The sequence below is a fragment of the Azohydromonas lata NBRC 102462 genome (genome assembly GCF_001571085.1).
Classification (GTDB): domain Bacteria; phylum Pseudomonadota; class Gammaproteobacteria; order Burkholderiales; family Burkholderiaceae_C; genus Azohydromonas; species Azohydromonas lata.
This window is the reverse complement of the sequence record NZ_BCTC01000002.1, coordinates 94,435-118,307: the sequence shown is the minus strand read 5'-3', so window position 1 is coordinate 118,307 and position 23,873 is coordinate 94,435. Positions and strand designations below refer to the sequence as shown.

Annotated in this window: 20 protein-coding genes; 8 read left to right on the top strand and 12 right to left on the bottom strand. The window is 71.4% G+C overall.

The window, feature by feature from the left end; genetic code table 11:
- Nucleotides 1-4: 4 nt before the first annotated feature.
- Nucleotides 5-1,018: a glycerophosphodiester phosphodiesterase family protein gene (locus tag ALA01S_RS01485; protein WP_066331024.1), complete on the bottom strand. Its 1,014-nt coding sequence runs from the start codon at nucleotides 1,016-1,018 to the stop codon at nucleotides 5-7.
- A 280-nt stretch (nucleotides 1,019-1,298) separates the two neighbouring features.
- On the opposite strand from ALA01S_RS01485, the gene ALA01S_RS01480 reads away from it, so the two are divergent.
- Nucleotides 1,299-4,448, top strand: a complete 3,150-nt coding sequence (locus ALA01S_RS01480; protein ID WP_238455657.1) for a transglycosylase domain-containing protein — start codon at nucleotides 1,299-1,301, stop codon at nucleotides 4,446-4,448.
- Nucleotides 4,449-4,505: 57 nt separating this feature from the next.
- Here the strand turns inward: ALA01S_RS01480 and ALA01S_RS01475 are convergent, their stop codons facing one another.
- Entirely contained in the window at nucleotides 4,506-5,597 is a 1,092-nt protein-coding gene (locus ALA01S_RS01475; protein WP_084267111.1) for a PEPxxWA-CTERM sorting domain-containing protein, read from the bottom strand.
- Between the two features lie 158 nt (nucleotides 5,598-5,755).
- The gene (locus tag ALA01S_RS01470) at nucleotides 5,756-7,027 is read right to left on the bottom strand and encodes an O-acetylhomoserine aminocarboxypropyltransferase/cysteine synthase family protein (protein ID WP_066331216.1); all 1,272 of its coding nucleotides are present in this window, start codon (nucleotides 7,025-7,027) and stop codon (nucleotides 5,756-5,758) included.
- A gap of 172 nt (nucleotides 7,028-7,199) precedes the next feature.
- On the opposite strand from ALA01S_RS01470, the gene ALA01S_RS31420 reads away from it, so the two are divergent.
- Complete coding sequence (locus ALA01S_RS31420; protein ID WP_084267110.1) at nucleotides 7,200-7,346, top strand: DUF3149 domain-containing protein; 147 nt, start codon at nucleotides 7,200-7,202, stop codon at nucleotides 7,344-7,346.
- Nucleotides 7,347-7,448: 102 nt separating this feature from the next.
- On the opposite strand, the gene ALA01S_RS01465 is transcribed toward ALA01S_RS31420, so the two are convergent.
- Together ALA01S_RS01465 and ALA01S_RS01460 are read right to left on the bottom strand one after the other, a co-directional pair.
- Nucleotides 7,449-8,486, bottom strand: coding sequence for a TerC family protein (locus ALA01S_RS01465; RefSeq protein ID WP_084267109.1), 1,038 nt, complete (start codon nucleotides 8,484-8,486; stop codon nucleotides 7,449-7,451).
- A gap of 121 nt (nucleotides 8,487-8,607) precedes the next feature.
- Complete coding sequence (locus ALA01S_RS01460) at nucleotides 8,608-9,054, bottom strand: tellurite resistance TerB family protein (protein ID WP_066331017.1); 447 nt, start codon at nucleotides 9,052-9,054, stop codon at nucleotides 8,608-8,610.
- Between the two features lie 152 nt (nucleotides 9,055-9,206).
- Between ALA01S_RS01460 and ALA01S_RS01455 the strand changes: the two genes are divergently transcribed.
- The 5 genes from ALA01S_RS01455 (at nucleotide 9,207) to ALA01S_RS01435 (ending at nucleotide 15,523) form a co-directional block, all read left to right on the top strand.
- Complete coding sequence (locus tag ALA01S_RS01455; protein ID WP_066331016.1) at nucleotides 9,207-10,094, top strand: LysR family transcriptional regulator; 888 nt, start codon at nucleotides 9,207-9,209, stop codon at nucleotides 10,092-10,094.
- Between the two features lie 51 nt (nucleotides 10,095-10,145).
- The gene (locus tag ALA01S_RS01450; RefSeq protein ID WP_238455656.1) at nucleotides 10,146-11,936 is read left to right on the top strand and encodes an MFS transporter; all 1,791 of its coding nucleotides are present in this window, start codon (nucleotides 10,146-10,148) and stop codon (nucleotides 11,934-11,936) included.
- A gap of 4 nt (nucleotides 11,937-11,940) precedes the next feature.
- Entirely contained in the window at nucleotides 11,941-13,146 is a 1,206-nt protein-coding gene (locus tag ALA01S_RS01445) for an HlyD family secretion protein (protein ID WP_157118696.1), read from the top strand.
- A gap of 302 nt (nucleotides 13,147-13,448) precedes the next feature.
- Nucleotides 13,449-14,957, top strand: coding sequence for an efflux transporter outer membrane subunit (locus tag ALA01S_RS01440; RefSeq protein WP_084267107.1), 1,509 nt, complete (start codon nucleotides 13,449-13,451; stop codon nucleotides 14,955-14,957).
- Nucleotides 14,958-15,076: 119 nt separating this feature from the next.
- Entirely contained in the window at nucleotides 15,077-15,523 is a 447-nt protein-coding gene (locus ALA01S_RS01435; RefSeq protein ID WP_157118695.1) for a zinc ribbon domain-containing protein, read from the top strand.
- A 118-nt stretch (nucleotides 15,524-15,641) separates the two neighbouring features.
- Here the strand turns inward: ALA01S_RS01435 and glmS are convergent, their stop codons facing one another.
- The gene (gene glmS / locus ALA01S_RS01430) at nucleotides 15,642-17,471 is read right to left on the bottom strand and encodes a glutamine--fructose-6-phosphate transaminase (isomerizing) (RefSeq protein ID WP_066331014.1); all 1,830 of its coding nucleotides are present in this window, start codon (nucleotides 17,469-17,471) and stop codon (nucleotides 15,642-15,644) included.
- Nucleotides 17,472-17,623: 152 nt separating this feature from the next.
- Between glmS and ALA01S_RS01425 the strand changes: the two genes are divergently transcribed.
- Nucleotides 17,624-18,109, top strand: coding sequence for an Lrp/AsnC family transcriptional regulator (locus ALA01S_RS01425; protein WP_066331011.1), 486 nt, complete (start codon nucleotides 17,624-17,626; stop codon nucleotides 18,107-18,109).
- Here ALA01S_RS01425 and ALA01S_RS01420 read toward each other — a convergent pair.
- The 6 genes from ALA01S_RS01420 to ALA01S_RS01395 all read right to left on the bottom strand — a co-directional run bounded on the left by ALA01S_RS01420 (nucleotide 18,081) and on the right by ALA01S_RS01395 (nucleotide 23,725).
- Nucleotides 18,081-19,262 carry a class I SAM-dependent rRNA methyltransferase gene (locus ALA01S_RS01420; RefSeq protein WP_066331009.1) on the bottom strand — a complete coding sequence of 394 codons (1,182 nt, stop codon included), beginning with the start codon at nucleotides 19,260-19,262 and terminating at the stop codon, nucleotides 18,081-18,083. The two genes, ALA01S_RS01425 and ALA01S_RS01420, sit on opposite strands and share 29 nt — an antisense overlap.
- Nucleotides 19,263-19,369: 107 nt before the next feature.
- Nucleotides 19,370-20,353 carry a tyrosine recombinase XerC gene (locus ALA01S_RS01415; RefSeq protein WP_066331007.1) on the bottom strand — a complete coding sequence of 328 codons (984 nt, stop codon included), beginning with the start codon at nucleotides 20,351-20,353 and terminating at the stop codon, nucleotides 19,370-19,372.
- 2 nt (nucleotides 20,354-20,355) lie between these two features.
- Nucleotides 20,356-21,051, bottom strand: coding sequence for a DUF484 family protein (locus tag ALA01S_RS01410; protein ID WP_066331004.1), 696 nt, complete (start codon nucleotides 21,049-21,051; stop codon nucleotides 20,356-20,358).
- Nucleotides 21,048-21,905 carry a diaminopimelate epimerase gene (gene dapF, locus ALA01S_RS01405; protein WP_066330999.1) on the bottom strand — a complete coding sequence of 286 codons (858 nt, stop codon included), beginning with the start codon at nucleotides 21,903-21,905 and terminating at the stop codon, nucleotides 21,048-21,050. The genes ALA01S_RS01410 and dapF overlap by 4 nt, the downstream gene beginning before the upstream one ends.
- 39 nt (nucleotides 21,906-21,944) lie before the next feature.
- Entirely contained in the window at nucleotides 21,945-22,829 is an 885-nt protein-coding gene (locus ALA01S_RS01400; RefSeq protein ID WP_066330996.1) for an LpxL/LpxP family acyltransferase, read from the bottom strand.
- Complete coding sequence (locus tag ALA01S_RS01395; RefSeq protein WP_066330992.1) at nucleotides 22,826-23,725, bottom strand: lysophospholipid acyltransferase family protein; 900 nt, start codon at nucleotides 23,723-23,725, stop codon at nucleotides 22,826-22,828. The genes ALA01S_RS01400 and ALA01S_RS01395 overlap by 4 nt, the downstream gene beginning before the upstream one ends.
- Between the last annotated feature and the right edge of the window lie 148 nt (nucleotides 23,726-23,873).

Sequence of the window (23,873 nt, the reverse complement as noted above, 5' to 3'; positions counted from 1 at the left end):
GTGCTCAGCGCCTGGCGGCGACGGCCGCGCGGCCCTGCGCCGGGTGGTCGGTGAAGAAGCCGTCCAGGCCGGCGTCCAGGTGGGCGTCCAGGTAGCCCCGCACATCGCCGTGGGCGGCCGGGTCGGTGCCGCGGCGGTATTCGGCGGGCAGGAACTGGTTTTCGGCACGGAAGGTCCAGGCGTGGACCTGCAGCCCGGCCGTATGCGCGTGCGCCGCCAGCGGCGTGGGCACGTCCAGGCGCCCGTCGCCGCGGCGCGGGATGAGCATTTCGGCCTGCACGCCCACGGCCTGCGCGTAGCGGGCAACGTCGGCCAGGGCGGCGGGGGTGAGCAGGTCGGCGTAGCGGCGGGGGTCGCCCGCGGTGGCGAAATCCCAGGGCTGGCCGTCCAGCTCCATGAGCTGCACCAGCGGCAGATCGGTCAGCTCGCGCAGGCGGCGCAGGTTTTGCACCTCGAAGGACTGGATGAAGACGGGCGCCGCGCCGCGGCGCTGCAGCGCGCGCAGCAGCGGGGGCTCCAGCGGCAGGCCCAGCTTCCGGAAATGGCTGGGGTGCTTGGTTTCCGGGTAGAGGCCCACGGGGCACCCAGGGCGGCAGGCGTTGGCCTCGGCGAGCAAGGCGAGGATGTCGTCCAGGCTGGGGATGCGGAAAACGTCGTCGAAGGCCGTGCCGCGCAGCGCGGGCAGGCGTTCGCGCGCGCGCAGCGTCTGCAGCTCGGCCCAGGTGAAGTCTTCGGTGAACCAGCCGATGCGGGGCTGGCCGTCTACGGATTTCTTGCAGCAGCGCGCGGCGAATCCGGGGCGCTCGGCGACGTCGGTGGTGGCCTCCTGCAGCGAGCCGTCCGGCCGCAGCAGCGCCAGCGCGTTTTCGTGCCTCGCCACCAGCACGCCGTCGCGCGTGCTCACGAGGTCGGGCTCGATGAAATCGGCGCCCTGCTCTATGGCCAAGCGGTAGCTCTCCAGGGTGTGCTCGGGGCGGCTGCCACTGGCGCCGCGGTGGGCGATGACGAGGGCTTGCATGGCCGCAGCATCGCACGCGCGCGGGGCCTCGCGCGAGGGCGCTGCGGCCGGCGCAGGCAGGGCCGCGCCGTCGGTTTGAAACCGGCAAAAACCGCGTGCTGCACGGGCGTTTCCCGGCGCGTTCGGCCCATGGCAAGGCCTGTTCCCGGACCGGTGTCCGGAAGCCAGGGAAACCCTCGTTGGTACGTTCCCACACCCTCCGTAGGACAACCTGAATGAGCGTGGAAGCAGCGCCGGTTCGCAGTATTGTGAACACCCACCTCACTGAAGTTGAGCTGCCTTGAAGCCCTTCCTGTCATGGCGAATGCTCGGCCGCCTCGTGGTGCCGGGCGTGGGGATCGCAGCGATTGCTGCGGCTGCATATGCGGTGGTCGAGGAAGTGCAAAGCTCCCGATGGCAAGCCCGCCAGCTCAGCGAAGTCAACAGTGAGTTGGGCTTCGAACTGCAGCCCGGCCCAACCGACCAGGTGCGCTACCCCGGCGACGGCCCCTACGACCTGCGCCTGGGCTACACCCAGCTGCCCATGTTCATAGACCGGCTGCGCCGCCAGGGCTACGCGGTGCAGGAGCAGGCGCGCATGACGCCGCGCATGGTCAGCCTGGCCGAGCACGGCATCTTCCCGACCTACCACGAGAAGAACCAGGGCGGGCTGGAGCTGCTGGACTGCCGCGACCAGCCCATGTTCGCCGCGCGCTACCCGCAGCGCGTGTACGACGGCTTCGGCGACGTGCCGCCGCTGCTGGTGCAGGCGCTGCTGTTCATAGAAAACCGCGAGCTGCTGGACGCCGACGCGCCGCAGCGCAACCCGGCCGTGGAATGGGACCGCCTGGGCAAGGCCGCCGTGTCGCTGGGCCTGCGGCTGGTGGGCGACAGCCGCTCGCCCGGCGGCAGCACGCTGGCCACGCAGATCGAGAAGTACCGCCACTCCCCCGAGGGCCGCACCGACGGCGTGCGCGACAAGCTGCGCCAGATGGCGTCGGCCTCGCTGCGGGCCTACATCGACGGGCCGGACACGCTGGCGCGGCGCCAGCAGATCGTGGTGGACTACATCAACACCGTGCCGCTGGCGGCCAAGCCGGGCTTCGGCGAGGTCAACGGCATGGGCGACGGCCTGTGGGTGTGGTTCGGCCGCGACTTCGACGAGGTCAACCAACTGCTCACCGACACCGGCGAGGAGCCGCGCCCGCAGTTGCTGGCGCAGCAGGCGCTGGCCTTCAAGCAGGCGCTGTCGCTCATGATTTCGCAGCGCCGCCCCTCGCACTATCTGGGCGAGGCCGACTCGGGGCTGGACGAGCTGACCAACAGCTACCTGCGCCTCATGACGGACGCCGGCCTCCTCACCCCGGCGCTGCGCGACGCGGCGCTGGCGGTGAAGCTGGAGCTGCAGGCCGGCCCGCCGCTGCGGCCGCCGCAGCAAAGCTTCGTGGAGCGCAAGGCCGGCACGGCGGTGCGCACGCGGTTGTCGGCCATGCTGGACGTGCCGCGCGCCTACGACCTCGACCGCATGGACCTGCGCGCCCACGCCACGCTGGACACGCCCGTGCAGCGCACCGCCACCGAGCTGCTGCGCGGGCTGCGCACGCCGGAGGGCGCGCGCGCCGCGGGGCTGTACGGCTTTCACCTGCTCAAGGACGGCGACGACCCGGGCAAGCTGGTCTTCAGCTTCACCCTGTTCGAGCGCGGCGAGGGCGTGAACCGGCTGCGCGTGCAGACCGACAACTGGGACCAGCCCTTCGACATCAACGAGGGCGCGCGGCTGGACCTGGGCTCCACCTCCAAGCTGCGCACGCTGGTGACGTACCTGGAGATGGTGGCCGAGCTGCACGAGCGCTGGGGCAAGCTCGACGCCATCGCCCTGGCGGCGCTGCAGATCCCGGAGCGCGACCACATCGGCCGTTGGGCGCGCGACTACCTCCTGCACACCAGCGAGCGCGGCCTGCAGCCCATGCTGGACCAGGCCATGCAGCGCAAGTACTCCGCCGGCCCCGGCGAGGGCTTCTTCACCGGCGGCGGGCTGCACTTCTTCGCCAACTTCGAGCCCGAGGACAACGGCCGCATCCTGACCGTGGCCGAGGCGCTGAGGAACTCGGTCAACCTGCCCTTCATACGGCTGATGCGCGACGTGGTCTGGCACGTCATGTACAACGCGCCGGACGCCAACCCCGAGCTGTTCAACGACCCGGACAACCCCCGCCGGCGCGAGTACCTCGTGCGCTTCGCCGACAAGGAGGGGCAGGCCTACCTGCTGCGCTTCTGGCGCAAGTACCAGGGCAAGGACTGGGCGCAGGTGCGCGAGACCCTGCTGCAGGGCGTGCGCGAGACGCCTCCGAAGCTCACCGCCGTGCTGCGCACCATAGAGCCCAAGGCCGGCATGCAGCAGCTCAGCGACTTCCTCGTCCAGCAGCTGGAAGAGGAGATGCCCAACTACACGGACAAGGAGCTGCGCAAGCTCTACGACACCTACGACCCCGAGCGCATGTCGCTGTCGGATCGCGGCTACGTCGCCAGCGTGCACCCGCTGGAGCTGTGGCTCGTGGGCTGGTTGCGCGAGCACCCGCAAGGCACGTTCAACGAGGCCGTCGCGGCCAGCGCCAAGGAACGCCAGGAGGTTTACTCGTGGCTGTTCAAGACCCGCTACAAGGGCGCGCAGGACGTGCGCATCAAGAACCTGCTGGAGATCGAGGCCTTCATCGAAATCCACCGCCGCTGGAAGCGGCTGGGCTACCCGTTCGAGTCCATCACCCCGTCCTACGCCACGGCGCTGGGCGCTTCCGGCGACCGGCCCGCGGCGCTGGCGGAGTTCATGGGCATCCTGCTCAACGACGGCGTGCGCCAGAGCACGGCGCGCATAGAGGAGCTGCACTTCGCCGCCCACACGCCCTACGAGACGCGCATGGTGCTGCAGGGCAACGCGCCGGAGCGCGTGCTGCCGCCGGAAGTGGCCTTCACGGCGCGGCGCGCGGCCTTCGACGTGGTGGCCAACGGCACGGCGCGGCGGCTCAAGGACGTGCTCAAGCTGCACGACGGCAGCATCGTCCCCATCGGCGGCAAGACGGGCACGGGCGACCACCGCAAGGACAGCTTCGGCCGCCACGGCGTGCTGCTGTCCTCGCGCGTGATCAGCCGCTCGGCCACCTTCATGTTCCTCATCGGCGACCGCTACTTCGGCACCATGATGGCCTACGTGCAGGAGCCCTACGCCGCGCAGTACAAGTTCACCAGCGCCTTGCCCGCGCAGCTCATGAAGTCGCTGGTGCCGGCGCTGGTGCCGCTGCTGGACAAGGGCTCGTGCCCGGCGCCGAGGCACGAGGCCGACATCCTGCCCGCCTCGGCCGCCGCCCCCGCCGCCGCCACGCCGGCCAACGTGCTGCAAAGCGTGCAGGTGCGCGCCGACGTCCAGGCCCAGCCGCAGCAGGCCGCGGCGCGCTGAGCGCACCCTCATCCGGCCGCGGCGCTTGCAGCCGCCGCGGCCGGTGTCACGCCGGGATCAGCCCGCGTCGGCGCGCCGGCGCCGCACCGCCACCCCCACCATCCCCACGCCCGCGAGCATCAGCGCCCAACTGCCGGGCTCGGGCACGGGCGTGGCCACGAAGCCGCGCAGGTAGCCGTGGAACAGGCCATAGCCCACGATGGCGCCGGAGTCGTTGATGCCCTGCGCCGACAGCAGCGCCCAGCGGCCGGCCTGGTCCGGCGCCACCAGCGCGTTGAGGTCGCGCCCAACGCCGTCGTGCCACAGGTAGGCCGACAGGTTGCGGCTGCCCACGATCCAGCCCTGGTCGTTGATGTCCCGCGCCTCGCCGAAGCCGCTGCTGGCCAGCGCCGTCATCTTCCCGCCGCTGTAGAGGAAGGGCAGCAGCTCGCCGCCGGCGGTGTAGCTGTAGCCCACCACCTGGCCGGCGTTGTTGACGGCCAGTGCCTGGCCGAAGGTGCCGCCCAAGGAGGGCAGCAGCGTGGTCTTGCCGCCGTCGATCATGAAAGGCCGGCGCACCACGTCGCCCGCCATCACGGCGCCGCCCACCACCACGCCGCGGTCGTTGATGCCCAAGCCCTCGCTGGTGTTGCCCACGGCCACCGCGCGGGTGGTGCCGCCGGCGTAAATGAAGGTCTGGCCGTTGATCTGCCCCGTGACCTGCCCCGAGGCGTTGACCGCATTGGCCACGCCATTGGCGTAGCCGGCCACGCCCGCGGCCAGGTCGATGAAGCTGCCGCGGCTGTAAAGCGTTGGGCGCCGCACGCCGTCGGCGTTGGTGGACCAGCCCACCACTTCGCCGCGGCTGTTGAGCGCGGACGCCACGCTCATACCGCCGCCCAAGGTGCCCAGCAGGCTGAGGTCGTTGCGGCCCGTGCCCAGGAAGATTTCGCGCGTGTGCGTCGTCCCGTTGGCCATGGTGCCGGTGATGAGGCCGGCGTCGTTGATGTCCGCGGCCGAGCTGGTGCTGCGCGGCGCCAGCGTGCCCAGGTTGAACACGCGGTAGCGTGGTGTGTCGGTGTCTTGGGCTGCCAGCGCCGTCTGCGCCGCGCAGCCCAACAGGGCTGCCACGGCCAAAAGGCCCGGCAGCGTTGTGCTTGTTTGCTTCATGCAGTACCTCCGTGGGACGGCCTGGGCACTGTAGGTGCCCGCCGCGCGCTTTCTGGAGGCCGGAAGCGTTTCTTACCGCTCTGTAATAAAAGCGCCCTGGGCGCCCCCGCGGGGCACAGCGCGCGGGCGCTGCGGCGGGGGAGCAGGCGGCGCAGGGCTTACACCGCGTCCAGCGCCTGGGCGATGTCGGCCTTGAGGTCGTCGATGTGCTCGATGCCGATGGACAGCCGCACCGTGTCCACCGTCACGCCGGCCTTGGCCAGCTCTTCCGGTGAGAGCTGGCGGTGCGTGGTGGAGGCCGGGTGGCAGGCCAGCGACTTGGCGTCACCGATGTTGACCAGCCGCGTGACGAGCTTCAAGGCGTCCTGGAAGCGCGCGCCGCCCTCCAGCCCGCCCTGCACGCCGAAGGTGAGGATGCCCGACGCCCGCCCACCCATGTAGCGCTGCACCAGCTCGTGGTCGGCGTGGCCCGGCAGCCCGGCGTAGTTGACCCACTTCACCTTGGGATGGGTGCTCAGGAACTGCGCGATGGCCAGCGTGTTGTCGCAGATGCGTTCCATGCGCAGCGACACCGTCTCGATGCCTTGCAGGATGAGGAAGGCGTTGAACGGGCTCAGGGCCGCGCCCGTGTTGCGCAGCGGCACCACGCGCGCGCGGCCGATGTAGGCCGCCTCGCCCAGCGCCTGCGTGTAGACCACGCCGTGGTAGCTCACGTCCGGCTCGTTGAGCCGCTTGAAGCGCTGCGCGTGCTGGGCCCAGGGGAATTTCCCCGAGTCCACGATCGCGCCGCCTATCGAGTTGCCGTGGCCGCCGAGGTACTTGGTCAGCGAGTGCACCACGATGTCGGCGCCGTGCTCGAAGGGGCGGCACAGGAAAGGCGTGGGCACGGTGTTGTCCACGATGAGCGGGATGCCGTGGCGGTGGGCGATGTCGGCCAGCGCCTTGAAGTCCGTCACGTTGCCCAGCGGGTTGCCGATGGATTCGCAGAAGAGGGCCTTGGTGCGCTCGTCGATGAGCGGCTCGAAGGAGGCGGGGTCGCGCGGGTCGGCGAAGCGCGTCTGTATGCCCGACAGCGGCAGCGTGTGTGCGAACAGGTTGTAGGTGCCGCCGTACAGCGTGGAGGAGGAGACGATGTTGTCGCCCGCCTCGGCGATGGTCTGTATGGCGTAGGTGATGGCGGCCATGCCCGACGCCACGGCCAGGGCGCCGATGCCGCCTTCCAGGGCCGCGATGCGCTGCTCCAGCACCGCGGTGGTCGGATTCATGATGCGCGTGTAGATGTTGCCCGCGACCTTGAGGTCGAACAGGTCGGCGCCGTGCTGCGTGTCGTCGAAGGCGTAGGCCGTCGTCTGGTAGATGGGCACGGCCACGGCCTTGGTGGTCGGATCGGGGCTGTAGCCGCCATGCACGGCCAGGGTTTCAAATTTCAACTTGTGCTCCTCCAATCAGTGGGAACCGGAGTTTAGGCAGGCTGCGCCAGGGTGCGGCCGCATCCGCGCTTGCGCTGGCTCAATGCGGCGCCGTCAGTCGATTTGAGCCTGCGCAAAGGCGTTTTTTGCATGCGGTAGTCAGATACGCGGACTGAACAACAGGAGGACAACCATGCATGCACTCAAGGATCTGCTGACCACCGACTACGGCCTGATGAGCGTCGGCGTGATCGTCGTCACGCTGGGCCTGGGCGGGTTCTACCTGCGCTACTTCCTGCGCCACATCCAGCAGGACATGGCCCGCCACGGCGCCAAGTAAGCCGCCCACGCAGCCTGGACACCACAAAGCCGCCACGGCATCCCTGCCGCGGCGGCTTTGTTGCATGCCGGCCGGGCCGGCGGCGCCTTCAGTGCAGCGTGGTCACGGGCGGTGCGCCGCCAGGGACGCCGGCTTGTCCGGCGCCGGCTTGCCGTCCACCGCGCCTTGCGGCTGGGCGCCGCGCGTCTTCCACAGCGACACCAGCACGCCGCCGGCAATCAGCGCCAGGGTCACCGACAGGCTCACGCTCGCCGGGACCTTGCCGATGACGTTCACCAGGAAGATCTTGCCGCCGATGAACACCAGCACCAGGGCCAGCGCCACCTTGAGGTAGGCGAAGCGGTGGATGAGCGCCGCCAGCGCGAAGTACAGCGCGCGCAGGCCCAGGATGGCGAAGATGTTGCTGGTGTAGACGATGAAGGGGTCGGTGGTGATGGCGAAGATCGCCGGCACCGAGTCCACCGCGAAGATCAGGTCGGCAAACTCCACCATGCACAGCGCCAGGAACAGCGGCGTGGCCCACAGCACCGCGCGGCCATGCTGCGGGTGCGGCGCCTTCACGAAGAAGGCCTGGCCTTGCAGTTGCGGCGTCACGCGCATCACGCGGCGCAGCAGCTTGAGCATGGGGTTGTTCTGCATGTCCATGGCCGGCTCGTCCTTGCGGAACATCCACAGCATCTTCGCGCCGGTGAGCACCAGGAAGGCGCCGAAGAGGTAGAGCACCCAGCTGAACTGCGACACCAGCGCTGCACCCAGGCCGATCATGAGCGCGCGCAGCACGATCACGCCCAGCACGCCCCAGAACAGCACGCGGTGCTGGTACTGCCGCGGCACGGCGAAGTAGCCGAAGATCAGCGCGATGACGAAGACGTTGTCCATGGACAGCGACTTCTCGATCAGGTAGCCGGTGAAGTACTCGGTGCCGGCCTGCGCGCCGAGCTGCCACCAGACCCAGCCGCCGAACACCGTCGCCACGGCGATGTAGCCGGCCGACAGCCACAGGCTCTCGCGCACGCCGATCTCGTGCTGGTCACGGTGCAGCACGCCCAGGTCCAGCGCCAGCAGCAGCGCCACGATGGCCAGGAAGCTCAGCCACAGCCACAGGGGTTGAGTGAGGAACGGTGTGTAGAGGAATTCCATAGTCGCTGCCGGCGGGCAGTGGGAGCCAAGAAGTGGCGGTGCGGCGGCTTCAGGGTGTCAGCCCCGCCGCCCGGCGCACCGGGACGGGCGGCGAAGGGGACGGCGCGTCGGTGCGGCGCGCTCACGCCGCGGCGCGCGGCGGCTCGAAGGGCCGCAGCGCCGGGGGCCTGCCGGCAATGGGACAAGGCAGCGCCCAACTGCCGGCCACGGTGGCCAGCAGTTGGGCCTCGGCCTCGGCGATGTGGCGGTCGGCCTGCGCCAGCTCGGCGCAGCACTGCAGCACGCGGCGGCGCAGCCCGGGGTCGGTGATCTCGCCCAGCAGCCGGGTGAGCGTGGCGCGGCCCACGCGGCAGGCGCCGTCCCAGCTCAGTTGCGGGCCGCATTGCAGGTCTTCGCAGCAGTCGTGCAGCACCTCCATGAGCTCCGAGGGCAGCAGGCCCAGCGACTGCGCGGCGTGCCTGTGGGCCAGCGCCTCGAACTCGTCGTGGGAGAAGTGCCCATCGGCCAGCATGGTCAGCGCCACGATGCGGGCGGCGGCCTGGGGGCTGTTGTGCGGATAGCTGCGCATGAAAAGTCCTCGCTTTGGAGAAGAGTCCCGTGCCCCGGCTTGCGGCGGCTGCCGCGTCGGCGTGGAGCACGGGCCCAAAGGTAGGTGGCGTGAAACTTCTAAAAAAGCAGCGAATCACAGACCAACACTTCGCTCAAAACTGAGGAACTCGCATGGGCCCCGACTTCAGCTACCGGCACCTCCATTACTTCTGGGTCGTGGCGCAGGAGGGCGGCATGGCGCGCGGGGCGGCGCGGCTGGGCGTGGCGGTGCAGACGGTGAGCGCGCAGGTGCGCGAGCTGGAGCGCGCGCTGGGCCACACGCTGCTGCGCCCCGAAGGCCGCGGGCTGGCGCTGACCGACGCGGGCCAGGCCGCGCTGCGGCAGGCCGACCAGATCTTCGCCCTGGGCGAGCAGTTGCCCGCCGTGGTGCAGGAGGCCGCCGGCTCGCCGGTGGTGCGTCTGACCGTGGGCCTGTGCGACGGGCTGCCCAAGCTCATGGTGCACCGGCTGCTGATGCCGGTGCTGGCGCAGGCGGACCTGCGGTTGCTCTGCCACGACGGCGAGTTCGAGGAGTTATTGGCGGCGCTGGCGCTGCACAAGCTGGACCTGGTGCTGGCCGACCACCCCGCCCCGCCGCACCCGGGCCTGCGCATACAGGCGCACCCGCTGTCGCGCTCGGCCATCGCCTGGTACGCCACGCCCGCGCTGCAGGCGGCCGCGCGCGACGGCTTCCCGCAGTCCCTGGCGCGGCTGCCCGTGCTGCTGCCCACGGGGCATGCGGCCATGCGCGCGACGCTGGAGCGCTGGTTCGAGCAGGTGGGCGTGCGCCCGCGCGTGGCCGGCGAGTTCGAGGACAGCGCCCTCTTGAAAACCTTCGGCGCGGCCGGGCTGGGCGTGTTCCCGGCCGTGGAGCTGGTCGACGAGGACTTGCGCCGCCATTACGGCGTGGAGTGCGTGGGCCGCTGCGACGAGGCCGAGCAGCGCTTTTATGCCTTCTGCAGCGAGCGCAAGGTGCAGCATCCGCTGGTGCAGCGGGTGCTGGCGGCCGCCGCCGGCTGACGCGTCTTCGCCCCGGGAACACGCCACCGGGGCGCGGCGCAGGCGCGGCACTTGCCAAGCCTGCCCGCGATGACGGACCCCTACGCCCCACGCGCCTGGCTGCCGCACGAGCGGCCCATGATGCCGGGCTCGCCCTCCACGCCGCTGCACGCCCCGGCGCGGCGCGCTGCCTATGCCGCGGTGGGGCTGCTGGTGTCGCTCACCGGCGGCCTGGGCAACGCGCTGGTGAGCGCCAACCTGCAAAGCCTGCAGGGGGCCTTGGGCCTCTACGCCGCGGAGGCCGCGTGGCTGCCTGCGGCCTTCGTGATGAGCAACGTGTCCATGAACCTGCTGCTGGTGAAGTTCCGCCAGCAGTACGGCCTGCGGCTGTTCACCGAGGCGTTCATCGCGCTGTACGCCCTCATCGCGCTGGCGCACGTGTTCGTCCACGACTTCTCGACCGCGCTGGCCCTGCGCGCGGCGCACGGCATGACGGCGGCGGCCATGACCTCGCTGGGCCTGTACTACATGCTGCAGGCCTTCCCCGCGCCGCTGCGGCTGCGCGGGCTGGTGATCGCGCTGGGCACGTCGCAGTTGGCGCTGCCGCTGGCGCGGCTGCTGCCCGTGGGCGTGCTGGAAGCCTCGGCGTGGCGCGGCCTCACGCTCTTCGAGGCGGGCCTGGCGCTGCTGAGCTTCGCCGCCGTGCTGGTCTTGAAACTGCCGCCGGGCGACCGCTACCGCGTCTTCGAGAAGCTGGACTTCCTGACCTTCGCCCTCTTCGCCCCCGGCATGGCGCTGCTGTGCGCCGTGCTGGGCCTTGGGCGCACGCTGTGGTGGACGCAAAGCGCCTGGCTCGGTTGGGCGCTGGCCGGGGCCATCGTGCTGCTGACCGCCGCCGTGGCGCTGGAGCACCACAGGCGCAACCCGCTGCTCAACACGCGCTGGATCAGCAGCGCGGGCCTGGTGCGGCTTGGGCTGGTGATGCTGCTCATACGCGTGGTGCTGTCCGAGCAGGGGGTGGGCGCGGTGGGCCTGCTGCAGACGCTGGGCATGGGGCCGGACCAGTTGCGGCCGCTGTTCGTGATCGTGCTGCTGGGCACGGTGGCCGGCGTGGGAGCGAGTGCCTGGCTGATCAGTCCGACGCGGCTGCACTGGCCCATCCTGTTCGCGCTGGCGCTGATGATCCTGGGCTCGCTGCTGGACGCGCAGGTCACCAGCCTGGCGCGCCCTCACGACTTCTACGTGAGCCAGTTCCTGCTCGCCTTCGGCAGCGCGTATTTCCTGGGGCCGGCCATGCTCTCCGGCATGTCGCAGGTGATCGCCCAGCCGCGCAACCTGGTGAGCTTTACCGTGATCTTCGGCATCAGCCAGAACTTGGGCGGCCTGGCGGGCTCGGCGCTGGTGGGCACCTTCCAGACCTGGCGCGAGAAGTTCCACTCCAGCCAACTCACGGAGCCGCTGACGCTGCTGGACCCGCAGGTCGTGGCCCGCCTGCAGGCCGGCGCGGCGGCGTTGGCCGGCACGCAGGCCGACCCCGTGCTGCGCAACGCCCAGAGCAGCGCCGCGCTGGCGGCCGCGGCCGCGCGCGAGGCCAACGTGCTGGCCTACGCCGACGTGTTCCTCTTCACCGGCGTGCTGGCCGCGCTCACCCTGGTGTTCCTGATGGGCCATGCCGCTTGGGCCGCCCGCCGCGGCGCGCCGGAGATGGCGCAGCGCACGGCCCAAGCACCGGCACCGGCCGCCGCGGCGCCCTCGCCCGCCCCTGCCGCGTCCCCGGCACCCACTCCAGCCTCCACTGCGGCACCCGCCCCGGAGCGCCCCGGCAGCGCCGACCCCAGCGCGCCGCTGACCGACACGGTATGACCCCATGAGCCGCGACGCCCAACCGCCTGCCCCGCCCCCGCCCACCACCGCGCCGGTTGCCGCGGCCGCGCCCGCGGCCGAAACACCGGCGCAAAAGCGGCGCCGTTGGCTTTCCATTGGCGTGTTCACCGCCGTGGCGTTCGCCGGGGTGCTGGCCGTGCTGTACGCGTGGCAGTTGCCGCCTTTCGCCACGGCGCTGCAGCGCACCGAGAACGCCACCGTGCGCGGGCAGGTGACGCTCATAGGCACGCAGCTCAACGGTTTCGTCGCCGAGGTGCTGGTGCAGGACTTCCAGCCCGTCAAGCAGGGCCAGGTGCTGGTGCGGCTGGACGACCGCATCTACCGCCAGCGCGTGGACCAGGCGCGGGCGCAGGTGGCGTCGCAGCAAGCGTCGCTGGCCAACTTCGCGCAGCAGCGCAGCAGCGCGCAGGCCTCGGTGGCGCAGGCGCAGGCCACGCTGGCCAACGCGCAGGCGCAGGCCGCGCGGGCCGAGGCCGACTTGCGCCGCGTGGAGGCGCTGGCGGCCGACGGCTCGCTGTCGCAGCGCGAGCTCGACGCCACGCGCGCTGCCCGCGTGCAGGCCCGCGCCGCCGTGGAGCAGGCGCGTGCCGGGCTGGCGGCGGCGCGCACCAACGTCACCAGCGTGGGCGTGAACCGCGGCGCGCTGGAGGCGGCGGTGGCCGGCGCGCAGGCCGCGCTGCGGCTGGCCGAGATCGACCTGGGCAACACCGAGCTGCGCGCGCCCAGCGACGGGCAGCTCGGCGCCGTCACCGTGCGCGTGGGCGCCTACGTCTCGGCCGGCAGCCAGCTCACCTCGCTGGTGCCGCCGCAGCGCTGGGTGGTGGCCAACCTGAAGGAAACGCAGATGGCGCACGTGCGCCCGGGACAGCCGGTGACGTTCACGGTGGACGCGCTGGAGCACGCGCCACTGCGCGGCCACGTGGAGCGCAGCTCACCGGCGACGGGCTCGGAGTTCAGCGTCATCGCGCCGGACAACGCCACGGGCAACTTCGTGAAGATCGCCCAGCGCATTCCCGTGCGCATCGCCATCGAAGCCGACCAGCCGTTGGCCGCGCAGCTCAAGCCGGGGATGTCGGTGGTGGTGAGCATCGATACGGGGGCGGGGGAGCGCACCGCCAGCGCCGGGACGCAAACGACGGCGGCGTCCGCGCCGGCCGGGTCGGCTCCGGCTGCTCAGGGGAGTCGTTGAAGATGGGCAGGCTGGCGGGCCGACGTGCACGAGCTTGTTTGCGCGCCGCCCGCAAGCTGATCGGCAACACCCCCTACTTCGTCATTCCCGCGGAGGCGGGAATCCAGGCGGCCCCACGCTGCAACGTAGAGACGATGCAGGCCTACCACGGTCTTGACCTCGGTATACCGGCTAATGAGCTGACGGCTGACTGGGGGGCTGCCTGGATTCCCGCCTTCGCGGGAATGACGGCTCAGGGTGCGCTGCGGGCCGGCCTCCGGCAGGCGCCCGCTGGCCCGCTCCAGACGGGATTGATCCTCTGCATGGGGCCTTCTACCTCCTCAAAACCCGACGGTTCCGCCCAGCCCAACAGTCCCGCCCGCTTGCAGGCGGCCTCGCAGCCGCGCCCAATCGCCACCGCCGCCCTGCTGGCCGCGCTGCTCCTGGCGGGCTGCGCCTCGCCGCGCCCCACTTCGCCGCTGCCGCCGCCCGCGGTCGAAACGCCCGCCGCCTGGCGCACGCCCATCGCCGAGGCGCAGGACATCGACGCCGCCTGGTGGCGCCGCTTCAACGACCCGGTGCTCGATGCGCTCGTCGCCCAGGCGCTGCAGCGCAATGCCGACCTCGCCACCGCCCGCGCCCGCGTGGCCGAGTACGAGGCGCGCCAGCGCGTGGCCGCCGCGGGCTTGAGCCCCACGCTGGCCCTGAGCGCCGGCCCGGCGCGCGCCCGCGCCCGCACCCCGGCCGGCACCGTGAGCGAAAGCACGCTGCTGCAGGCCGGCGTGCAGGCGGCCTGGGAGGTGGATTTGTGGGGCCGGCTGCGCAGCCTGGAGGCCGCGGCGCTGGCGCAACTGCAGGGCCAGCGCGCGGCGGCGGATGCGGCGGCGCTGTCCATCGCCGCCACCACGGCCAACGGCTATTTCAACTTGCGCTCGCAGGACGCGCAGCTCGACCTGGCCCGCGCCACGCTGGCCTCGCGCGAGGAATCGCTGCGCCGCGCCCAGCGCCTGTTCGAGGAGGGCTACAGCTCGCGGCTGGACTTCGTCCAGGCCGAGGCCGAGCTGCACACCGCCGCCGGCGCCGTGGCGCAACTGGAGCGGGCCGTGGCCCAGCAGGAGAACGCCCTGGCCGTGCTGGCGGGCCGCGCGCCGGGACCGCTGCCGCGCGGCATGTCGCTGCAGGCGCTGCAGCCGCCCGCGGCGGTGGCCGGCCTGCCCTCGTCGCTGCTGCGCCGCCGCCCCGACCTGGCGCAGGCCGAGCAGGCCGTGGCGGCGGCGGACGCGGCCTTCGCCGCCGCGCGCGACCAGCTCCTGCCCGCGCTCAACCTCAGCGCCTCGGCCACGTATCAAGGCTTCACGCTGCACCAGTTGCTCGACGCGCCCACCCTGCTGTGGAGCGTGGGCGCGAGCGTGCTGGCGCCGGTGTTCCAGGGCGGGCGGCTGCGGGCGCAGGCCGACGTGGCGCAGGCGCAGCGCGAGCAGGCGCTGCACGGCTACGAGCAGGCCGCGCGCACGGCCTTCGCCGAGGTGGACAACGCGCTGGCGTCCATCGCCTCGCTGCGCGTGCAGGCGGCCGAGGCCGCGCTGCGCCGCGACGCCGCGCTGCAGGCGCTGCGTATCGCCCGCAACCGCTATCGCAACGGCTACGCCTCCTACCTGGAGGAGCTGGACGCGCAGCGCGGCAGCTACGCCGCCGAGCAGGGCGTGCTGCAGGTGCAAGGCGCTTTGCTGGCCGCCCACGTGGACCTGGCGCGGGCCTTGGGCGGGGGCTGGCGTGACGGTGGCGAAACGCCTGTTTCCGCATCGCGCGACATGGTGGTGCCGCGCCAGTGACCTATTGCGCAGGAAAGCGGTTCTTGCCAGCCGCGCCCGTGTGCCGGAGCAATTTGTTCTCCTAGAGTGTGGCCTCTCGCGACGGCGCAGCGCGCGTTGCGCGTCGGCCGTCCATGACCATGAAGCACAAGAACAGCCTCTCCACTGCCATCCCAATGAAGCCCCTGGCGCGACAGCCCTGGTGGGTGGGCGTGGCCGTGGCGCTGGCGGCCTTCGTGCTGCTGGAGCAGTTGGCCGAGCTGCCTTCGAGCGCGCTGGCGCAGTTGGCGGTGAACGTGGTGGCGGTGCTGGTGCCGCTGCTGTGCCTGCTGGCCGCGGCGCGCTCGGCATGGCGCCAGCGCATGGCGGCGATGGCGTGGCAAGCCCCCATGGCGCAGGACAGCGCGATGACGCTGCCCGTGCCGTCCGCGGCGGCGCAGCCGGACTTCGAGGACACCGTGCCGCCCTGCCCCGTGTGCAACAGCGGCATGGTGCGCCGCACCGCCCGCGGCGGCGCCGACGACGGCAAGGCCTACTGGCGCTGCGTGAACCACCCGGGCTGCGAGGGGCAGCGCGAGGTGGAGTGAGATGGCGCGATGACCCCGGGTCGCCGGGGCCATCGCTGCAGGGGATCGCAAGCGCTTCTTGAAGCGCCCTGCTTGCGCCCGCTGCCTGCTTGCAAACAGCGGGCGGAACCGGCTGGCCTTATTCGACCGTCACCGACTTCGCCAGATTGCGCGGCTTGTCCACGTCCGTGCCGCGCGCGCAGGCCGTGTGGTAGGCCAGCAGTTGCAGCGGCACCACGTGCAGGATGGGGCTGAGCACGCCGTAGTGCTCGGGCATGCGGATCACGTGCGTGCCCGGGGCGCTGGCGATGCGCGTGTCGCCGTCGGCGAACACGAACAGCTCGCCGCCGCGCGCGCGCACTTCCTGCAGGTTGCTCTTGAGCTTTTCCAGCAACTGGTCGTTGGGCGCCACCGTCACCACCGGCATGGCCGCCGTCACCAGCGCCAGCGGGCCGTGCTTGAGCTCGCCGGCCGGGTAGGCCTCGGCGTGGATGTAGCTGATCTCCTTGAGCTTCAAAGCGCCCTCCAGCGCCACCGGGTAATGCAGCCCGCGGCCCAGGAACAGCGCGTTCTCCTTGCTCGCGAACTCCTCGCTCCAGGCAATGACCTGCGGCTCCAGCGCCAGCACGGCCTGCACGGCCGCGGGCAGGTGGCGCAACTGGCGCACGTGCTCGGCTTCCTGCCCGGCGCTGAGCTGCCCGCGCACCTTGGCCAGCGACAGCGTCAGCAGGAACAGGCCCACGAGCTGCGTGGTAAAGGCCTTGGTGGAGGCCACGCCGATTTCCACGCCCGCGTGCGTGAGGAAGGCAAAGCGGCACTCGCGCACCATGGCGCTGGTGGCGACGTTGCAGATGGTCAGCGTCTGCTCCATGCCCAGCGAGCGCGCGTGCTTGAGCGCGGCGATGGTGTCGGCCGTCTCGCCGCTTTGGCTGATGGTCACCACCAGCGTGTGCGGGTCCGGCACGCTGTCGCGGTAGCGGTACTCGCTGGCGATCTCCACGCTGGTGGGGATGCGCGCGACGGACTCCAGCCAGTACTTGGCCGTGCTGCCGGCGTAATAGCTGGTGCCGCAGGCCAGGATGAGCACCTGCCGCACGTCCTTGAACACGGCCGTGGCGCCGGCACCGAAGATTTCCGGGTTGACGCCCTCTATGCCTTCGAGCGTGTCGGCGATGGCGCGCGGCTGCTCGAAGATCTCCTTCTGCATGTAGTGCCGGTAGGGGCCCAGCTCGGCCGCGCCGCTGTGCGCATGCACGGTGCGCACCTCGCGCTGCACGGGTCGGTGGCTGCCGTCGCCCTGGCGGGCGCTGATCCAGCTCTTACCCGGCTGCAGGTCCACCACGTCGCCCTCTTCCAGGTAGACGATCTGGTCGGTCACGCCGGCCAGCGCCATGGCGTCCGACGCCAGGAAGCTCTCGCCGTCGCCCAGGCCCAGCACCAGCGGCGAGCCCTCGCGCGCGCCCACCACGCGCTGCGGCTCGTCGCGGCAGAACACGGCAATGGCGTAGGCGCCGCGCAGCCGCGCGGTGGCGCGCTGCACGGCCTCGAACAGGTCGCCCTCGTAGAGGTAGTTCACGAGGTGGGCGATCACCTCGGTATCGGTCTGGCTCGCGAACTCGAAGCCGCGGCCCTGCAGCTCGGCGCGCAGCTCCTCGTGGTTCTCGATGATCCCGTTGTGGACGAGCGCGATGCGGTCGCCGGAGAAGTGCGGATGCGCGTTGTGCTCGGCCGGCGCGCCGTGCGTGGCCCAGCGCGTGTGCGCAATGCCCGTGCCGCCGGCCACGCCGTCCTGCGCCACCTGGTGCGCCAGCTCCGCCACGCGGGCCGTGCTGCGCGTGCGCCGCAGCACGCCGCCCTGCTGCACCGCGACACCGCAGGAGTCATAGCCGCGGTACTCCAGCCGCTTCAGGCCCTCCAGCAACACAGGAACGATGTCACGCCCGGCGACGCCGGCGACGATTCCACACATGGCACTCTCCCCAAACTTTCGTTGACCGGAAGTTTAGAAATTTCAAAGTGCAAGGTGCTTTCAAATTTCGCCAACTTTTGGAGATAATTTTCGTGTTGCCGACTGAACGAAATTTTCTTTCATTCAATAATATAAAAAGAAATAATCAGACAATGATTTCACTCGACGACGTGGACCGCAAGCTGCTGCATTTGCTGCAGCAGGACGCCGGCCGTTCCAACCAGGCGCTGGCCGAGGCAGCGGGCATTTCGCCGGCCACGGCGCTGCGCCGTGTGCGGCGGCTGGTGGAAGACGGCGTGATCGAACGCCAGGTGGCGCTGCTGTCGCCCAAGGTGCTGCCGGAAAGCCTCACGGCCATCGTCGAGATCACGCTGGACCGCCAGGGCGCCGAGCACCAGGCGGCCTTCGAGGCACGGGTGCGGGCCGAAGGCGCCGTGCAGCAGTGCTACCGCGTGGCCTCGGGGCCGGACTTCGTGCTGGTGCTGTGGGTGCCGGGCATGACGGCCTACCAGGCGCTGGTGCAGCGCCTGTTCACGCAGGACGCCAACGTGCGCAACGTGCGCTCCTTTTTCAGCTTGGAGCGCACGAAGTTCGAGCCGCGGATGGACCTCAGCGCTTCATCACCACCAGCCCCTTGAGGTACTCGCCCTCGGGGTAGGCCAGCGTGGTGGGGTGGTCGCAGGCGGCTTCCAGGCGGGCGAGCAGGTAGCCGTCCACGCCCGCGTCGCTGCCGGCGCCGGCCACGATCTTGTGGAACAGGTCCGGGCCGATGCCGCCGGAGCAGGAAAAGGTCAAGAGCAGGCCGCCCGGCTCCAGCAGCTTCAAGGCCAGCCGGTTGATGTCCTTGTAGGCGCGCGCGGCGCGGTCGGCGTGCGCGGCGGAAGCGGCGAACTTGGGCGGGTCCAGGACGATGGCGTCAAAGCGCTCCTCGCGCTGCAGGCAGCCGCGCAGGTACTGGTTGACGTCGGCGTCGGCGAACTCGGCCCGCGCGGGGTCGAAGCCGTTGAGCGCCACGTGCGCCTGGGCGCGCGCCAGCGCCGGGCCGGACGAATCCACGCTCACCACGCGCTCGGCGCCGCCGGCCAGCGCCGCGACGCTGAAGCCGCCCGTGTAGCTGTAGCAGTTGAGCACCCGCTTGGCGCCCAAGCGCTTGACCCACTCCGCGAAGCGCAGCCGGTTGTCGCGCTGGTCCAGGTAGTAGCCGGTCTTGTGGCCCTCGGCCACGTCCAGCGTGAGGCGCCAGCCGTGCTCGCGGATGGTGACGGCCGTGTCGCCGCCGCCGCGCAGCCAGCCGCTCACGGGCTCCAGCCCTTCGAGGCCGCGCACGCTGGAGTCGGAGCGCTCATACAGGCGCGTGAGGCCCGTGGCGGCCAGCAGCGCGTCGGCGATGACGTCTTTCCAGCGCTCCACGCCGGTCGAGAGGAACTGCGCGCTGAGCACGTCGGCGTAGCGGTCCACGATCAACCCGGGCAGGCCGTCGGCCTCGCCGTGGACCAAGCGCACGCCGTCGCTGTCTATGGGCAGCCTGGCGCGCAGCGCCACGGCCTGCTGGACGCGTCGCTGGAAGAAGGCGGCGTCCACGCGCTCGGCCTCGTCGAAGGTCCAGGCGCGCACGCGGATGGAAGAGCTTGGGCTGAAGGCGCCCCAGGCCAGGAAGCGGCCCTCATGGGTCTCGACGCGCACGGTCTCGCCGGCGTCGGCCTTGCCCTTGGCGATGGAGCCCTCGAACACCCAGGGATGCTTGCGCAGCAGCGAGCGCTCTTTGCCCTCGCGAATTCGTACTGATTTCATGGGGGCGGATTGTCCATGCCGGCGTGTGGACGGCCGTGGCGGCGGGGTCTCGCAATCAGCGCAGCCCGTCACGCCACGCGCGAGCGCACACGTCCGCTGCGCGCGCCTCAGCCTTCCTTCTTCTTCGCCCGCGGGTGCGCCTGGTCGTACACCTTGGCCAGGTGCTGGAAGTCCAGCCGCGTGTAGATCTGGGTGGTGGTGATGCTGGCGTGGCCCAGCAGCTCCTGCACGGCGCGCAGGTCGCCGCTGGACTGCAGCAGGTGCGAGGCGTAGCTGTGGCGCAGCATGTGCGGGTGCACGGAGGTCGGCAGCCCGGCCTGCAGCGCCTGGCGGCGCAGGCGCGAGCGCACCTGGGAGTCGGTCAGCCGCGTGCCGCGCCGGCTCACGAAGAGCGCGCGCTCGCCGGGCGCGGCCAGCAGCGCGCGCTGCGCCAGCCAGCGCTGGAGCGCCTCCAGCGCCGCCGTGCCCACCGGGCCGCTGCGGCGCTTGGAACCCTTGCCCATCACGTGCACGGTGGCGTCGGCCACGTCCACCCAGCCCAGGGCGCCCTCGCCCGCACCGATGTCCAGGCCGATGAGTTCGCCCACGCGCAGCCCGCAGCCGTAGAGCAGCTCGACGATGCAGTGGTCGCGCGCGGCCAGCGCCGGGTCGGCGCCGTCGCTCTCGTGCTCGGCCAGCGCCACGGCATGCTCCACCGACAGCGCCTTGGGCAGCGGCTTGGGCGCCTTGGGCGCGCGCAGCCCGGCCACCGGGTTGAGAGCGACTTCGCCGTTCTGGCCCCACCAGCGGTACAGGCCCCGCCAGGCCGAGAGGATCAGGGCGATGCTGCGCGGCGCCAGCCCGCCGCCGTGCAGCGCGGCCATCCAGCCGCGCACGTGGTGCGGCTGCGCGGTGCGCAAGGGCACGCCATCCTGCCCGGCCAGCGCCACCAGGCGGTGCAGCGCGTCGGTGTAGAGCTCCAGGCTGCGCGGCGCCAGGCGGCGCTCGGTCTTCAGGTGCAGCAGCCACTGCTGCAGGTCGTCCGGCAGCACCGGCGGGCTGGTGGGTTCAGGCACGGCCACTGCAGTGGCGGCCTTGGCGGCGCGGGCCATGCTCAGCGCGGCAGCAGTTGGGCCAGTGCGGCCGAGGCGATGTCGCCTATGCGCACCAGGAAATCCACGCCCATGTCGCTCGCAAAGCGCGTGGCGTCGGGCGAGCCCAGCATGAGCAGGCCGAAGGTGCCGCCCGCGGCCTCGTGGCGCAGCGGGATGGCCGCGACGGACAGCGCCGCCGTGCCGTCGAACAGCCACTGCGCGGCCTCCACCTCGCCGGTGTTCAGGCCGCAATAGGGCAGCGCCAGGCTGTCGGCGAACTCGCGCGCCGTGCCGGGCAGTTGCAGCACGAAAGGCTCGTTGGCGAACGGCGCATCCACGCCCCACAGCCGCAGCGCGGCCTGCGGGACGAGAAAGCGCTGCTGCATCTCCTCCACCAGCGTGGCGGGCAGGGCGTGGAGGTCGCGCTGCAGCATCACGGTGCGGGTCCAGCGGTGCAGCCGGTCGGCGATGGCGGTGTTCTCCTGGCCGTGGCGGATCATGTCCATGATCCTGTGCTCCAGCCCCTTGATGCGCTCGCGTAGCAGCGCGGCCTGGCGCTCCTGCAGCGACACGGCGCGCGAGCCGTGCGGGCTGGCCAGGCGCACGTCACCCAGCAGCTCGGCGTGGCGCTCGAAGAAGCCCGGCGTGGCAGCCAGGTAGCGGGCGATGTCTTCCTCGGTGATGCCTTGGGCGGGCGGCCGGGTGTCGTTGCTCACAGTTCCATTTCTCCCTCGAACACGGTTTCGGCCGGGCCGGTCATGAGCACGTGGGCGTCGCCGCCGGCCCATTCGATGGTCAGCCGCCCGCCCGGGGCGTCCACGTCCACACGGCTGTCCAGCCAGCCCAGGCGGATGCCGGCCACCACCGCCGCGCAGGCGCCCGTGCCGCAGGCCAGGGTCTCGCCCGCGCCGCGCTCGTACACGCGCAGCCGGATGTGGCTGCGGCTGACCACTTCCATGAAGCCCACGTTGACCTGGCGCGGGAAGCGCTCCAGGCCCTGGATCTGCGGCCCCTCGATCTCCACCGGCGCATGCCGCACGTCGTTGACGCGGCGCACCGCGTGCGGGTTGCCCATAGAAACGACGGCCACTTCCACCTCGTCCCCGTCGCCCAGCGACAGCGGCCAGAGCTGGAAGCCGCCCTCCTCGCGCGGCGTGAGGCCGGCGGGGTCGAAGGGAATGCGCGCGTGCTCGAACACGGGCGTGTTCATGTCCACGGTGACGCGGCCGTCGTCCTGCAGCCGCAGCTCCAGCAGCGTGGCCATGGTTTCCACGCGCACGCTGCGCTCGTGGGTGAGCTGCTTGTCGTGGACGTAGCGGACGAAGCAGCGCGCGCCGTTGCCGCACTGCTCGACCTCCTCGCCGCTGCCGCCGTTGAAGATGCGGTAGCGGAAGTCCACGCCGGGCGTGGCGCTCTTTTCCACCACCAGGATCTGGTCGGCGCCGACGCCGAAGCGCCGGTCGCCCAGGCGGCGGAAGTGCTCGGGGGTCAGCGCCAGCGGCTGCTGCGTGGCGTCGATCACCACGAAGTCGTTGCCCGCGCCCTGCATCTTGGTGAAGCGGAGTTTCATGGGCGGGATTATCGGCGGGCGCCCGCGGCGCCCACCGCCTCAGGCGTACAGCGACGCCTCCCCTTCGGGCCGCGTCTTGAACCGCTTGTGCACCCACAGGTACTGCGCCGGGCAGTGGCGTATCTGCTCCTCGATCCAGCGGTTCATGCGCGCGGCGTCGGCCTCGGGGTTGTCGGTGGGCCAGTCGTCCCAGGCGGGCAGGAACTTCACCTTGTAGCCGCGGCCGCCGGGCAGCATCTCGGCCACCACGGGCTGCACCACCATGTCCAGCGCGCGCGCCATCTTGGACGGCGCCAGCAGCGTGGCCGCGGGCACGCCGAAAAAGGGCACGAAGGCCGCTTCGCGCCGGCCGAAATCCATGTCCGGCAGGTTGAAGAAGGCCCAGCCGCGGCGGATGGCACGCACCAGCGGCAAGGCGCTGTCGCTGCGCGGGAACACCTGGCCCTGATCGAAGCGCAGCCGGCCCTTGCGGATCTCGGCATCCCACACCGGGTTGCTCTGCGCCTGGTAGATGGAGCCCACCTTGCGCGCCTGGAAGATCTGCGTGGCCACGCCGGCCACGTCCAGCGCCAGGAAGTGCGGCACCAGCCACATCACCGGGCGCTGGCTGCGCTCGGCCAGCGTCACGTCGCCCTCCACGTGGATGAGCCGCTTGAGCCGTTCCACCGGCGCATACCAGAGCAGGCCCCGCTCCATCACGCTGCGGCCCAGCCAGCCGAAGTGCTCGCGCACCAGGCGGCGGCGCTCGGCGGCGTCCATGTGCGGAAAGCACAGCGCCACGTTGCGCAGCGCGATGCGGCGGCGGCTGCCGGCCAGCGCGTGCATCAGCGCGCCCACGCCCTGGCCTATGGCCGCCTGCACGCCCAGCGGCAGCCGGTACACCGCGCGCAACAGGCCTATGCCCAGCTTGGCTCCCATGCTCATTGCGCCGGCCCCTGCGTGCCGGCCGCGGCCGGGGGCGCCGCCGCGTCGCGCGGCGCCTTGTAGCGGTGGTAACCCCAAAGGTACTGGGCGGGGTTGAGCATGATGAGTCGTTCCATTTCTTCGTTGATGCGGCGCGCGCAAGCCTGCTGCAGCGCCTCGCTGTCGGGTTCGCCCGCGCCGGGCAAGGGGTGCTGCGGCGCGCTCACGCGCAATATGAAGCCGCGGCCGCCGGGCAGCCGCTCGGCCCACATCAGCAGCCACTGCGCCCCGGTCTGGCGCACCAGCTTGGCCGCCAGCGTCATGGTGTAGGCGTCGCGGCCGAAGAACGGCGCCCACGCGCCCATGCCCTGCGGCGGCACCTGGTCCGGCAGCAGGCCAATGGTTTCGCCGCGCTTGAGCGCGCGCAGCATCTGCCGCACGCCGGCCAGCGTGGCCGGCGCGGTGTCCATGCCGGGCCGCCCACGTGCCGTTTCTTCCAGCTCGCGCAGCGCGGCCTTGCGCGAGGGGCGGTAGAGCACCGTCAGCGGATGCGCCGCGCCCCAGCGCTCGGCAAAGGCGCGCGCGGTGATCTCGAAGCAGCCCAGGTGCGGCGTGAGGATGACCAAGCCTTTGCCCTGCGCAAAGGCCTGCTCTATGAGCTCGGCCCCTTCCCAGCGGCAGTAGGGCGACACCTCGCCGTCGCGCAGCCACAGCCACGGCGCCTCGGCCGTCATGCACCCGGCCTGCGCCACCGAGGCGCGGCGCTGCGCGGGCGTGAGCCCGGCCAGGTCGGCATTGGCCCGCAGCCGCCGCCGGTAGGTGGGCGACAGCAGGTAGGTCACCCACCCCAGAAGGGCGCCCAGGGTGTGCAGTTTTCCCAACGGCCAGGAAGCCAGCCAGCGCAGAAGAGCATTCATCGATGAATAGAATTAGGGCGTCGCCGGTTTAAAGGACAACTTGCGGGGCGACGTGGGTGCCAACCCCACCGGGCTGCAAAGCCTGACAAATGCCGCTAAAGCGTTCGCCGCGACTCCCGATAAGGCCGGCAACGCGAGCCAGCAAACC